Origin of the sequence: Acinetobacter lanii, from assembly GCF_011578285.1 — a bacterium.
Taxonomy (GTDB): Bacteria; Pseudomonadota; Gammaproteobacteria; order Pseudomonadales; family Moraxellaceae; genus Acinetobacter; species Acinetobacter lanii.
This window is the reverse complement of the sequence record NZ_CP049916.1, coordinates 3,044,038-3,056,978: the sequence shown is the minus strand read 5'-3', so window position 1 is coordinate 3,056,978 and position 12,941 is coordinate 3,044,038. Positions and strand designations below refer to the sequence as shown.

Sequence of the window (12,941 nt, the reverse complement as noted above, 5' to 3'; positions counted from 1 at the left end):
CGCATTCAAAAATAATGAAATAATTAAAAGTTACCGAGATAAACCCGCATGATCTGGTCGCCCCACAAGAAAGCGATCCAACCGGCAATGGCAATATAAGGACCAAAAGCAAAAGGTTGATTCTGTTTTCTGATTTTTAGTAGCACAATGCCAATGATGGCACCAACCAATGAAGACAACAACACAATTAAGGGCAACATGAACGGCCCCATCCACGCCCCTAAAGCGGCAAGCAGTTTAAAGTCACCATAGCCCATGCCTTCTTTGCCTGTGACCACTTTAAATAAGTAGTACACCACCCACAAACACAAAAAGCCAATTACATAGCCCCAAATCGCAGAAGTTGGAGAGGTGTATAGCGCATAACTGTTAATGGCGAGACCCAGTGCAGCTAAGGGTAGGGTATAACGATCCGGCAAAAGTTGTGTATCGAAATCGATAAAAGTAAGTGCAATCAATACCCAAGTCAAAATCAAACCAAATAGCATTTGCATGGTCGGGCCAAATACTGCCACCACAATCAGTGAGCATAGTGCAGTCAGGAGTTCGATCAGGGGATAACGTGCACTGATTGGATTTTGGCAAGTGCCACATTTACCACGCAGCATCAGCCAACTGATCACTGGAATATTTTGATACCAGCGGATTTCAGTGTGACATTTGGGACAAGTCGATGCTGGCTTGCTGAGGGTGAGTTTTGAGTGATCAATGATCGGTTGTTCAGGATGGAGTAGCATTTGGCACTCTTGCTGCCATTCTTGTTCCATCATTTTTGGGGTGCGGAAAATCACCACATTCAGGAAGCTACCGATACATAGGCTGAGCACACCCACAGCAATGTAGAGGGCTATAGGGTTTTGAATAAAATACGCAATTAGTTCGTTCATTACACCACAGAACCCATTTGGAAAATTGGAAGGTACATGGCAATCACAAGACCACCGACCAAGACACCGAGTACCGCCATAATTAAGGGTTCCATCATTGAGGTGAGACCATCGACCGCATTGTCGACCTCACTTTCATAATGCGTTGCGACTTTATCGAGCATGGCATCGAGGGCACCCGATTCCTCACCAATGGCGACCATTTGGATCGCCATCGATGGAAAAAGATTGGTCGCACGCATGGCAAATTGCAGTTGCTGACCGGTCGAGACATCATCGCGAATTCGTAGCACCGCTTCTTCATAAACCACGTTGTTGGTGGCCCCTGCGGTAGAGGTCAGTGCATCAATCAGTGGTACGCCTGCTGCGAATGTGGTGGATAAGGTACGGCTATAACGGGCAATAATCGCTTTATAGACCAAATCCCCAAAAATTGGGGCTTTGAGTGCCATCTTATCTAAGGTGTCACGGAATTTTTTACTGCGTTTTTTGGTCTCAAGAAAGCCATAAATCATGGCAATGATCACTAACAACAGAATAAACCAATATTTTTGTGTCCAATTTGACATGCCGACCACCATTTGGGTAAAGGCAGGCAGTTCTGCACCGAAGGATGCAAACATCTCAGAGAATACCGGCACCACTTTGACCATCAAAATGCCTGTGACAATAAATGCGACCACAATGACAGCCATTGGATATTTCATGGCTTTTTTAATTTTTTGTTTAAGGATTTCGCTTTTTTCTTTATAAATCGCAACACGATCGAGCATGGTCTCAAGCGCACCGGATTGTTCACCCGATTCTACCAGTGAGCAAAACAATTGGTCGAAATGCTGTGGGTATTTCTTTAACGCTCCAGCAAAGGTATTCCCGCCTTCAACTTCACCTTTAATGCCGAGCACCACTTCACGCATGGCTGGATTGTCTAAGCCTTCTGCGACAATTTCAAAGCTTTGTACCAAGGGCACACCAGCTTTCATCATGGTCGCCAACTGACGGGTAAAAATTGTGATATCGAGTGTTGATACCTTTTTTTTCATTAAGCCTTCGAGAATGTTTTTACGTTTTTCTCGAATACTCTTGATGGTGATGCCTTGTTTTCTCAGTGTAACCTTTGCCAATTGCATATTACGTGCAGGCAATTCCCCTTTAACTTTAACGCCCTTACGATCCACCCCATCGTAAGAAAATGTCGGCATCATCTGTGCTTTCTTGACCGCCATAGTTTTATCCTTATTTTCTTTTTAATTATTCACTGGTCACGCGATTGACTTCTTGGAGCGAAGTTAAACCACTGATCACTTTCTTTAAGCCTGAACGTCGTAAATTATCAAAGCCCAATCTGGCTGAGGCTTGAGCAATTTCAAGGGCATTGCCATCTTCCATAATAATTTTAGAAATTTCAGGCGTGACTTTCATGACCTCATAAATCCCGACACGGCCTTTATAGCCTTCACGACATTCAGGGCACCCCACCGGTTGATAAATCTGAAATTCAGGATCAGCCAAGTCTTGTTCGGTAAAGCCCATTTCAAGCAAACTGTTTTTCGGAATCTCAGCAGGGGCTTTACAGTGACTGCATAGGCGTCGTGCCAAACGCTGGGCAATGACCAGATTGACCGAAGTGGCAATGTTAAACGAAGGCACACCCATGTTACGTAAACGGGTTAAAGTTTCAGGCGCACTGTTGGTATGCAGCGTTGACATCACCATATGACCGGTTTGAGCCGCTTTAATCGCAATTTCAGCAGTTTCTAAGTCTCGAATCTCACCGACCATGATCACATCTGGATCTTGACGTAGAAAGGCTTTTAATGCCGCAGAGAAGGTCAGTCCCACTTTAGGATTGACGTTGACCTGATTAATCCCTTCCAAGTTAATCTCTACCGGATCTTCGGCGGTCGAAATATTGGTGTCTTCGGTATTCAAGATATTTAGACCGGTATATAAGGACACCGTTTTACCTGAACCGGTTGGACCTGTGATTAACAGCATGCCTTGCGGTTTTTCCAACGCATCCATAAACAGTTGTTTTTGCGCTTCTTCATAACCGAGTGCATCAATGCCCAGCATGGCACTAGACGGATCGAGAATACGCAGCACTAACTTTTCACCGAATAAGGTCGGTAAGCAGTTGACACGGAAATCAATGGCTTTGGTTTTTGATAGTTTGAGTTTAATACGACCATCTTGCGGGGTACGTTTTTCAGAAATGTCCATTTGTGACATCACTTTTAAACGTGAGGCTAAACGATTGGCCAATTGGAGTGGGGGATTGGCAATATGACGCAACACACCATCGACGCGATAACGCACTCGATAGGATTTTTCATAAGGCTCAAAATGCAAGTCCGATGCACCCATTCGAATCGCATCGACCAAAAGTTTGTTGATGTATTTAACGATCGGTGAATCATCACCTGAGGGATCGTCATCTTCTTGATTGGTATTTTGATCTGTGTCTACGACATCGACATCAAGATCTTCATCACCAAAATTAAACTGGGTTTCTTCTTGAAAATGCTTTTCAATCAATTTTTCCAGTTTATGCTGTTCAACTATAATCGGATGCACATTGAGCTTGCTGTTAAAGCGAATCGCGTCCAAGGCTTCCATATTGGTTGGATCACTGGTGGCCACATAAAGCAGGCTACCCCGTTGAAACAGCGGAACTACTTGGTGGCGATAAACCAAATTTTTATCGACAATCTCTTTGGGTAGCATCTCAGGATTGTATGCATCGAGATCAAACAGTGGTTCACCAAACTCTTGTGCAGTCAGTTCAGCAATAATCAATGATTTAAGATTAAGATGTTCAATTAAATAAGGAATTAATTTTTTTTGACTTTTTCTTGCGCTTTCGACAGCCGTTTGCATTTGTTGGGCTGTCAAAACCCCTTCATCGACCAAGCGACGATTGATCCCCGAAAATTTTGGTACATGTGGTTCTAGACTCATCCCCAATACGCCTTAAAATCATTTTATAATTTGAATACGAAAATTATACGTTTCTTGTTAAATAATTCTATACTTAAAACAATGAATGTCGGCAGATTATCTATAAAAAGAATGATCTATTCGAATCTTTATTCATGATATTCAGTTAAATCTAGATTTATATGAACTGAACAAAAAGTTTTCAAGCATCACATCACAGTGAAAATATACTTTAAATTAAAAAAATCCGTGTAGAATGTGCGCATTTTAGAAAGAAGGTTAGATGTATGTCGGGTTTGACAATTACTCCGTGGGTTGTAGGCAATTGGAAAATGAACCCAATGCAGGCTAATGCTCAACAGTTAATTCAAGATTTAAAACAACAGCTCAAGCAAAATAATATTCCTGCTGAAGCGTGTCGTATTGGTGTTGCGCCAACCACGCTGGCATTGCTTTCAACTCAAGCGCAATTTAGTGATGCAGCTTCTGAAGTGTTCACTGTGGCACAAGATCTATCGCGTATTGCCGGTACAGGTGCTTATACCGGTGAAGTCAGTGCAGAACTCTTGAAAGACAGCGGGATTGAATATGTACTGATTGGTCATTCAGAGCGCCGTGAAATTTTCGGTGATTCGGCTAAAGTGGTGGCTGATAAAGTGAAAAATGCCTTAGCTGCAGGCTTGCATATTATTTATTGCGTCGGTGAAAGTTTGGCACAACGTGAAAGTGGTCAAGCAGAGCAGGTGGTGTTAGAACAAATTTGTGATATCAGCACTGTTGTAAATGCAGATCAGTGGACCCATATTACCATTGCTTATGAACCGATCTGGGCGATTGGCACAGGTAAAACCGCGTCACCTGAAGATGCACAAAATATGCATGCGAAAATTCGTGAAGGTTTATCTCAAATTACCCCAGCTGGTTCAACTATGGCGATTCTCTACGGTGGTAGTGTAAAACCTGAGAATGCAGTAGAGTTAGCCGCTTGCCCAGATATTAACGGTGCACTGGTGGGTGGTGCATCTTTAAATGCCGAGTCGTTCTATCAAATCGCTCGCGCATTTGCTCAAACAAAATAATAGGAGTTCAGCATGCAAACGTTTGTGCTGGTAGTACATATCATCTTGGCTGTATTAATGATTGTGTTGATTCTTGTACAACATGGTAAAGGCGCAGATGCTGGTGCTTCATTTGGCGGTGGCGGTGCAGCGACTGTGTTCGGTGCATCAGGTTCAGCCAATTTCTTAACCCGCGTCACCGCAATCTTAACGGCACTGTTTTTTATCACCAGTATTAGCTTGGCGGTTTTTGCAAAAAAACAAACCTCTGATGCCTACGGTTTAAAAACAGTACAGACTTCAGGTCAAGTACAGCAGCAATCGAATGAAACTTCGACAACTGCACCAAAAACATCAGAATAATTGAATATTTTCCTTTCAATTTGCTGTTGATGCTACTAGAATGCGACACAGCTGCGGTGGTGGTGGAATTGGTAGACACGCTACCTTGAGGTGGTAGTGCCTTCGGGCGTGGGGGTTCAAGTCCCCCCTTCCGCACCAATGATTTCCAGATCATAGGTGTACACGCAGTTTTTGTTGCGGGATGGAGCAGTCTGGTAGCTCGTCGGGCTCATAACCCGAAGGTCGTTGGTTCAAATCCAGCTCCCGCTACCAATCTTTTTAAGAAGCAAACTTAAAAAAGCAACTTAGACTACTTAAGTTGAATTTAAATCAGCATGTTGTTGCGGGATGGAGCAGTCTGGTAGCTCGTCGGGCTCATAACCCGAAGGTCGTTGGTTCAAATCCAGCTCCCGCTACCACTTTTCTTCGAGTGTTATTCATGGCTTTTGATAAAAGCTGAATAACAGGTTTAAAGCCAACGATGAAGATGAATCTGATTAAGGTGCGACTTAATCAGCAAATATGAGAGTTTTGGTTGAAAAATGATTCATGTTTGGATATAATTTTGCACGTTGATGCGGGATGGAGCAGTCTGGTAGCTCGTCGGGCTCATAACCCGAAGGTCGTTGGTTCAAATCCAGCTCCCGCTACCAAGTTTCTTAAAAGAGGCTCACAACTAGGTGGGCCTTTTTGCACAGTGGACTTTGGTTTTCTGTGCAATAATAGGGGCGATTTCGCCCTTTTTTGTTATCTATCGTGTAGTGTGGACATCAATTGGTCAATTTATCATGCTATCACTATAGTTAGTTTGTTTCGGTCGAATGGCCGATTGAATCGCACAAAAATGACGAGAGTAAATGAAGTTATCAAATAAAACACAAGCACTCCTAGAGTTAATTACCCCTGCAGTGCAAGCCTGTGATGTTGAACTTTGGGGTTTAGAATTCACACCTCAAGGTAAACGTTCACTATTACGTATTTTTATTGACAAGCCAGTCGATGAAACACAACCCGCTGTTGTTGTCGAAGACGGCGAAGTCGACTTAGGACGTGGTGTTGGCGTTCAAGACTGTGTTCGTGTGACACAGCAAGTCGGTGCAATTTTAGATGTACATGATCCCATTTCTGGCGAGTATGCTTTAGAAGTCTCTTCTCCGGGTTGGGATCGTCCGTTTTTCCATCTTGAACAAATGCAAGCATATATTGGTCAAACCGTGGCTTTGCGTTTAATTTCAGCGGTGGATAATCGTCGTAAATTCCAAGCAAAACTTGTGTCTGTAGATGTAGAAAACGAGTTAGTTCAAGTCGAAGTGGAAAATCAACAGGTGCTTGAGATCGATAGTCACAATATCGATAAAGCCAACTTGATCTATCAGGACTAAATTAATTTTTAATTAAGAAGAATTTGAATAGTAGGTGACTTATGGGCCGTGAAATTCTTACCGTTGCAGAAACGGTTAGTAATGAAAAAGGTGTTAGTCGTGAAGCGATCTTCGAAGCACTTGAACAAGCTTTAGTGGCTGCAACGAAGAAAAAATTCTACGAAGGCACAAATTCTGAAGAAGCACAGTTACGTGTTGAAATTGATCGTAAAACAGGTGAATACCTGACTTTCCGTCAATGGACTGTTGTGGCTGATGAAGATCATGAAATGCCTGCTTGCCAAGACGCGATTTCAGACGTTGACCCAGCAAAATGGTCAATTGGTGATGTGCGTGAATTGGAAGTACCATCGATTGAGTTTGGTCGTATTGCTGCGCAAATTGCAAAACAAGTGATCGTACAAAAAATTCGTGAAGCTGAACGTGCTTTAATTGCAGATGCATACGAATCTAAAGTCGGTGAACTCATCTACGGTGAAGTGAAAAAACAAACCAAAGATGGCTTTATTATCGATCTAGGTGAAAATGCGGAAGCCTACCTTGCTCGTGAAGAGATGATTGCCAAAGAAATTCTACGTCCTAAACAACGTGTGAATGCAATCCTATTCAATGTCAATCGTGAAGGTCGTGGTGCACAACTACAATTATCACGTGCTAAACCTGAAATGCTGATTGCATTGATGAAGAAAGAAATTCCAGAAATTTCTGAAGAAATCATTGAAATTAAAGCTGCTGCGCGTCAGCCGGGTGTTCGTGCAAAAATTGCAGTGAAAACCAATGACCACCGTATTGACCCAGTAGGTGCTTGTATTGGTATGCGTGGTACACGTATCCAAGCAGTACAATCTGAGTTGAATGGCGAACGTATTGATGTTGTGGTGTGGTCTGATGATCCAGCACAATACATCGCAAGTGCTTTAGAGCCTGCTGATGTATCGGGTATTGTGATTGATGAAGATGCAAAAACTGCAGACATCATTTTCGCAACCAGCGATCAATTGGCACGTGCGATTGGTTCGCAAGGTCAAAACGTTCGTTTAGCCTCTGAGTTGACCGGTTACAAGCTCGATATGATGCTTGAAGATGAATACCGTGCACGTCAACAAAATGAAGCACAACAGTATTTAGATATGTTCGTGGGTCGTCTTGATATTGAAGAAGACTTGGCAATGGCATTGGTTGAAATGGGCTTCACTTCACTTGAAGAGATTGCTTATGTTCCAGCTGAAACATTTGACGAAATCGAACTTGATGCTGAAACCGTTGAATTATTGCAAAGCCGTGCCAAAGAAGTGGCGTTGGCAGATGCATTAAAACAGCAAGAAAATATTCAAGAGCCGAGTGCAGAACTTCTAGCAATGGAAGGGATGACATCTGAACTTGCTTTTGCTTTAGCCGCTCGCGGTGTAATCACAGTCGATGATTTGGCTGACCAAGCCACTGATGATATCTCTGATATTGACGGTTTAGGTGCTGAAAAAGCAGGTCAACTCATCATGAAAGCACGTGAATCATGGTTTAACTAGGAGGTCATACATGACAGATAAGTCAATACAAGAGTTAGCGGTCAACGTAGGTCTTCCAGTTGAAAAATTATTGGATCAGGTGCGTGAAGCGGGCTTACCTCAAGCAAAAGCATCAGACACAATCTCGGTTGAACAGCAAGACCGCCTGGTTTCTCACTTGAAAAAAGTGCATGGACAAGACAGCGGCAGCGCAGGAAAAATCACGTTGAAACGTAAAACAACCAGTACCGCAAAAGTTGCGAGTACTTCAGGTAAAGCAAAAACCATTAACGTAGAAGTTCGTAAGAAGCATACGTTTACCAAGCCAGACCCTGAACAAATTAAAGCTGAAGCATTGGCGAAAGCTGCTGCATCTGCTCCAGCCCCAGCTGAAACTAAAGCAGCGGCACCAGTTGAAGCGAAAGCTCAACCGGTCAACAACGCAAGTGCAGCTTTAAATGCAATGCGTGCTGCAGCAAAACAAACCAGCGACAAGCAAGAAGTCTCTAAAGCTGCAGTGGTGGTAAAACGTAAGTCAACGAATAAACCAATCGTTAAACAAGCGGTTAAACCAACTGAAACAGCTGAACAGAAAAAAGCACGTGAAGCAGAAGCTGCAAAATTAAAAGCAGTGGAAGAAGCAGCACGTCGTAAATCGGCTGAAGAAGCGCAACAGCGTACGCTTGAGCAAATGCGTCAGATGGCATCTAAATATTCAAATGATGATGCAACTGCAACCATTCGTGTGGTCGACGATTCTCCGCTTGCTGCGGGTCTTGTGGGTCAGGCGTATGAAGATTCATTTGCTAAAGAAGACCGTGAAATTAAACGCGGTACCAATACGCCAAGCACACGTGCACCGAAGAAAGGTGGACGTCGCGGTCAAGAAGAGCAATCGTTCAGCTCAAATCAACACAAACGTGGTTTGAAAACAAGTTCTTCAAATAAGCATGGCTTTGAAAAACCGGTTAAGAAACAAGTGTACGATGTTGAAATTGGTTCAACAATCGTTGTTGCTGACCTTGCTCAGAAAATGGCGATCAAAGTTCGTGAAGTCATCAAAGCCCTGATGAAAATGGGTGAATTGGTTACACAGAACCAAGCCATTGATCAAGAAATTGCAGCGTTGATCGTAGAAGAAATGGGTCATAACCCTGTTCTTGTATCGGATACACAAGCAGAAGATAACTTACTTGAAGCGGCTGAAGAAGCACGTGGTGCACAATCTACACGTGCACCTGTTGTGACCATCATGGGTCACGTTGACCATGGTAAAACATCGCTTCTTGACCGTATTCGTCGCACCAAAGTGGCTGCAGGCGAAGCGGGCGGTATCACTCAGCATATCGGTGCTTACCATGTAACGACTGAGAAAGGCATCATTACCTTCCTCGATACACCGGGACATGCTGCGTTTACCTCTATGCGTTCACGTGGTGCGAAAGCGACCGATATCGTGGTATTGGTTGTAGCAGCAGATGATGGTGTTATGCCACAAACTGCGGAAGCCATTGATCACGCACGTGCTGCAGGTACACCAATCATTGTTGCAATCAACAAGATGGATAAAGAATCTGCAGATCCAGATCGCGTATTGAACGAATTGACCACCAAAGAAATCGTACCTGAACAATGGGGCGGTGACGTACCCGTTGCCATGGTTTCAGCGCATTCTGGTCAAGGGATCGATGAGCTTCTAGACTTGATCTCAATTCAAGCAGAGCTTCTTGAGCTTAAAGCATCTGAAGAAGGTGCTGCACAAGGTGTTGTCATTGAAGCACGTGTGGACAAAGGTCGTGGTGCAGTTGCATCGATCTTGGTTCAAAACGGTACATTGAAAGTGGGTGACTTGGTTCTTGCTGGTGCATCTTACGGTCGTGTACGTGCGATGGTTGACGAAAATGGTCAACGTATCAAATCTGCAGGTCCTTCGATTCCAGTGGAAATTTTGGGTCTTCCAGAAGCACCAATGGCGGGTGACGAAGTTCTTGTTGTGAATGACGAGAAAAAAGCACGTGAAGTTGCCGATGCACGTATGGATCGTGAACGTCAAAAACGTCTTGAACGTCAATCTGCAATGCGTTTAGAAAACTTGATGGCGTCAATGGGCAAGAAAGATGTGCCGATTGTCAATGTTGTCTTGAAAACTGACGTACGCGGTACTTTGGAAGCGCTTCATGTTGCGCTTGCTGAGTTGTCTACCGACGAAGTTAAAGTACGTGTAATCGGTTCAGGTGTGGGTGCAATCACTGAGTCTGACGTTACCCTTGCTGAATCTTCTGAAGCATTCTTGCTCGGCTTTAACGTACGTGCCGATACAACTGCGCGTCAAAAAGCGGATGCAGACGGTATCGATATTCGTTACTACTCAATCATCTATCAATTGATCGATGACGTGAAAGCAGCGATGAGCGGTAAACTTGCACCTGAACATCGTGAAACGATTCTGGGTGTGGCGCAAGTACGTGAAGTATTCCACTCAAGTAAATTCGGTGCAGCTGCAGGTTGTATGGTACTTGAAGGTCAATTATTCCGTAATAAACCAATTCGCGTATTACGTGATGACGTGGTTGTGTTCCAAGGTGAGCTTGAATCTCTTCGTCGCTACAAAGAAGTGGTTGAAGAAGTTCGTGCGGGTATGGAATGTGGTCTTGCAGTCAAAGGCTATAAAGACATCAAAGCACTCGATAAGATCGAAGTGTACGATGTTCAATTGATTAAACGGAGTCTTTAATGGCGGGTAGTCAACGTCTGAAGCGTATGGCGGATACAGTACAACGCGAGTTGTCAGAACTGATCCGTCAGGAGCTGAAAGATCCACGCTTAGGTGGTCTTGTGACCATCTCTGCGGTGAAGGTAAGCCCAGACTTAGGATATGCTGAAGTTTATGTGACCGTCATGGGACGTGAACTCGGTGATGATCAAAGCGAAGCGGCAAACAAAGAAACTTTAGATGTTTTAAACAAAGCATCAGGTTTCTTACGCCACGAGCTGAGTCGTCGTATTAAGACACGTATTACACCGCGTTTACGTTTCCATTACGACAAAACCAATGCCTATGGTAACTATATGTTTGGTTTGATTGCTGAAGCAGTGAAAGATTTGCCTGAGCAAAAAGACGAAGAATAAGTCATAAAATGTGAAGAAAGTCACCAAATGGTGGCTTTTTTTACGTCTATAAAATACAATCTTAAAAAATAATTTAATAAAACTAATAAGATGAATCATGAAAAGGTTAATGTTGACACTGCTATTAGGAAGCACACTCCCAGTTCCTGTCTTTGCGTGTATCAATAGCTATACGATGGAGTTGAGTCCTGATCATTTTGATTCAGCACAGCAACGAATTGATTATTATCAAAATGAATTAAAAGCCTTTCAAGCAAAGCATGTAAAACATTATTCAGTACAGGTGCGAAATGACTATGCGGTTTTGTTGATTCTCACAGGGCAATACCAACAGGCGATTGAAGTTCTTGAAAGCTTAGAAAGATCTAATCCGAACTTACCCAAAACCGCAGTCAATTTGGGCACGGCTTATGAGTTAAAGGGTGATCTCACTCAAGCTCGAAAATGGATTCATATCGGCATGCAACGTGATCCCAATATTCATGAGGGGAGTGAATGGATTCATCTGAATATCCTGAATGCCAAGCACAACCGTGCCAATGTACATTGGCTGAATCAGCATCCATTACTCGATCTCACATTTGGTCAAGGTTATTTTCCAAAGCCGAATCATATTGATCAAGATCAGATCACACAGCAACAACTTCAAAGCATTTTTGATCAGACGCAGTTGCAGTTGATCGAAAGAAAAAAATTTGTATTTGGACAAGATCCAATACTCGCACGTGTGTACTATGATCTTGCCAATATTGAGCAAAGTTTAAGACTTGATAATTGGCTGAATCGAATGAGCTACAATATAGAAGCCAATGAATTAATTGATTTTTCAAGCGCTTTAGGTTTACAAAAAGATGCTACGATAGAAAAACGTATTCGCATGTTGAGTTCAACTTCATTGGCGCGTATGTGGATGCAAATACAGGATTATTTGACAGGCTGGTTAGTAAAAGATAAATAAAAATACAAATATTGAAAGAAATTTGTTTAAAATGATTTATATATGAACAATTACAAATAAATACCGAGGAATAAGATTCATGAATATGCTTAAAAAATCGATGCTTGCTTTGGCTCTATCGAGCACACTGACTTTATCTGGTTGTGGTTATAACACCTTACAAGCCAAAGATGAGACAGTGATTGGAGCATGGTCTGAAGTACAAAACCAATATCAACGTCGTGCTGATTTAGTGCCGAATTTGGTCAATGTCGTGAAAGGCTATGCCACCCATGAAGAAAAAGTATTGACTGAAGTCACTGAAGCACGTGCCAATGTGGCTGGCTTAAAAGTCGATAAAGAAGTTTTAGAAAATCCTGAACTGTTTAAAAAGTATCAAGAAGCGCAATCGCAAATGACCAGTGCATTGTCACGCTTATTGGCAGTGACAGAAAACTATCCTGATTTAAAAGCCAATGAACAATTCCGTGATCTACAAGTGCAACTTGAAGGGACTGAAAACCGTATTGCTGTTGCACGTAACCGTTACATTTCAACGGTTCAAGACTACAACACCTATGTGCGCCAGTTCCCACAAGCCATGACTGCAAAAGTGATTGGTATGAAAACCAAAGAAAACTTCAGTGCTGAATCAAGTGCACAAAAAGCACCAACGGTTTCATTTAATTAATCCTCTTTTTAAAGAGTGACATTGAAATCGATGATTGGGAGCGTTGCTATGTTGAGTCGATGGTGGTTGG

General features: G+C 42.9%; 11 protein-coding genes and 4 tRNA genes. 12 read left to right on the top strand and 3 right to left on the bottom strand.

Going from position 1 to position 12,941, the window contains the following annotated elements; all coding sequences use genetic code 11:
* Positions 1-23: 23 nt before the first annotated feature.
* Genes G8D99_RS15820 through pilB form a run of 3 tightly spaced genes read right to left on the bottom strand, consistent with a single transcriptional unit; the run spans position 24 to position 3,848 of the window.
* A complete protein-coding gene (locus tag G8D99_RS15820; protein ID WP_166326907.1) occupies positions 24-887 on the bottom strand; it encodes a prepilin peptidase in 864 nt (287 codons plus the stop codon).
* On the bottom strand, positions 887-2,113 hold the full coding sequence (locus G8D99_RS13935; RefSeq protein ID WP_166326905.1) for a type II secretion system F family protein: 1,227 nt from the start codon (positions 2,111-2,113) through the stop codon (positions 887-889). Before G8D99_RS13935 ends, G8D99_RS15820 begins: the two co-directional genes overlap by 1 nt.
* Before the next feature lie 25 nt (positions 2,114-2,138).
* On the bottom strand, positions 2,139-3,848 hold the full coding sequence (gene pilB / locus G8D99_RS13930; protein ID WP_166326903.1) for a type IV-A pilus assembly ATPase PilB: 1,710 nt from the start codon (positions 3,846-3,848) through the stop codon (positions 2,139-2,141).
* 266 nt (positions 3,849-4,114) lie between these two features.
* On the opposite strand from pilB, the gene tpiA reads away from it, so the two are divergent.
* The 12 genes from tpiA to G8D99_RS13870 all read left to right on the top strand — a co-directional run bounded on the left by tpiA (position 4,115) and on the right by G8D99_RS13870 (position 12,871).
* The gene (gene tpiA, locus G8D99_RS13925) at positions 4,115-4,906 is read left to right on the top strand and encodes a triose-phosphate isomerase (protein WP_166326901.1); all 792 of its coding nucleotides are present in this window, start codon (positions 4,115-4,117) and stop codon (positions 4,904-4,906) included.
* Positions 4,907-4,918: 12 nt separating this feature from the next.
* Positions 4,919-5,248 carry a preprotein translocase subunit SecG gene (gene secG / locus G8D99_RS13920; protein ID WP_166326899.1) on the top strand — a complete coding sequence of 110 codons (330 nt, stop codon included), beginning with the start codon at positions 4,919-4,921 and terminating at the stop codon, positions 5,246-5,248.
* Positions 5,249-5,301: 53 nt separating this feature from the next.
* Positions 5,302-5,386, top strand: a tRNA-Leu gene (locus G8D99_RS13915).
* A 37-nt stretch (positions 5,387-5,423) separates the two neighbouring features.
* A tRNA-Met gene (locus tag G8D99_RS13910) sits at positions 5,424-5,500 on the top strand.
* A gap of 69 nt (positions 5,501-5,569) precedes the next feature.
* Positions 5,570-5,646 (top strand) — tRNA-Met (locus tag G8D99_RS13905).
* A 157-nt stretch (positions 5,647-5,803) separates the two neighbouring features.
* Positions 5,804-5,880: transfer RNA gene (locus G8D99_RS13900), tRNA-Met, on the top strand.
* Positions 5,881-6,084: 204 nt separating this feature from the next.
* Positions 6,085-6,609 carry a ribosome maturation factor RimP gene (rimP, locus tag G8D99_RS13895; RefSeq protein WP_166326897.1) on the top strand — a complete coding sequence of 175 codons (525 nt, stop codon included), beginning with the start codon at positions 6,085-6,087 and terminating at the stop codon, positions 6,607-6,609.
* A 41-nt stretch (positions 6,610-6,650) separates the two neighbouring features.
* Positions 6,651-8,135 (top strand): transcription termination factor NusA, encoded by a 1,485-nt coding sequence (gene nusA / locus G8D99_RS13890; RefSeq protein WP_166326895.1) that lies wholly within the window; start codon positions 6,651-6,653, stop codon positions 8,133-8,135.
* 10 nt (positions 8,136-8,145) lie between these two features.
* Positions 8,146-10,848 carry a translation initiation factor IF-2 gene (infB, locus tag G8D99_RS13885; RefSeq protein WP_166326893.1) on the top strand — a complete coding sequence of 901 codons (2,703 nt, stop codon included), beginning with the start codon at positions 8,146-8,148 and terminating at the stop codon, positions 10,846-10,848.
* Complete coding sequence (locus tag G8D99_RS13880) at positions 10,848-11,243, top strand: ribosome-binding factor A (protein WP_166326891.1); 396 nt, start codon at positions 10,848-10,850, stop codon at positions 11,241-11,243. The genes infB and G8D99_RS13880 overlap by 1 nt, the downstream gene beginning before the upstream one ends.
* A 109-nt stretch (positions 11,244-11,352) precedes the next feature.
* The gene (locus G8D99_RS13875; RefSeq protein WP_166326889.1) at positions 11,353-12,201 is read left to right on the top strand and encodes a tetratricopeptide repeat protein; all 849 of its coding nucleotides are present in this window, start codon (positions 11,353-11,355) and stop codon (positions 12,199-12,201) included.
* 79 nt (positions 12,202-12,280) lie between these two features.
* Positions 12,281-12,871, top strand: coding sequence for a LemA family protein (locus G8D99_RS13870; protein WP_166326887.1), 591 nt, complete (start codon positions 12,281-12,283; stop codon positions 12,869-12,871).
* Positions 12,872-12,941 lie beyond the last annotated feature (70 nt).

Excerpts from the sequence above, each read along its gene's own strand:
- rimP (WP_166326897.1), top strand. The coding sequence starts at position 6,085 with ATGAAGTTATCAAATAAAACACAAGCACTCCTAGAGTTAATTACCCCT.
- G8D99_RS13880 (WP_166326891.1), top strand. The coding sequence starts at position 10,848 with ATGGCGGGTAGTCAACGTCTGAAGCGTATGGCGGATACAGTACAACGC.
- G8D99_RS13875 (WP_166326889.1), top strand. The coding sequence starts at position 11,353 with ATGTTGACACTGCTATTAGGAAGCACACTCCCAGTTCCTGTCTTTGCG.
- nusA (WP_166326895.1), top strand. The coding sequence starts at position 6,651 with ATGGGCCGTGAAATTCTTACCGTTGCAGAAACGGTTAGTAATGAAAAA.
- pilB (WP_166326903.1), bottom strand. The coding sequence starts at position 3,848 with ATGAGTCTAGAACCACATGTACCAAAATTTTCGGGGATCAATCGTCGC.
- G8D99_RS13870 (WP_166326887.1), top strand. The coding sequence starts at position 12,281 with ATGAATATGCTTAAAAAATCGATGCTTGCTTTGGCTCTATCGAGCACA.
- G8D99_RS13935 (WP_166326905.1), bottom strand. The coding sequence starts at position 2,113 with ATGGCGGTCAAGAAAGCACAGATGATGCCGACATTTTCTTACGATGGG.
- secG (WP_166326899.1), top strand. The coding sequence starts at position 4,919 with ATGCAAACGTTTGTGCTGGTAGTACATATCATCTTGGCTGTATTAATG.
- infB (WP_166326893.1), top strand. The coding sequence starts at position 8,146 with ATGACAGATAAGTCAATACAAGAGTTAGCGGTCAACGTAGGTCTTCCA.
- tpiA (WP_166326901.1), top strand. The coding sequence starts at position 4,115 with ATGTCGGGTTTGACAATTACTCCGTGGGTTGTAGGCAATTGGAAAATG.
- G8D99_RS15820 (WP_166326907.1), bottom strand. The coding sequence starts at position 887 with ATGAACGAACTAATTGCGTATTTTATTCAAAACCCTATAGCCCTCTAC.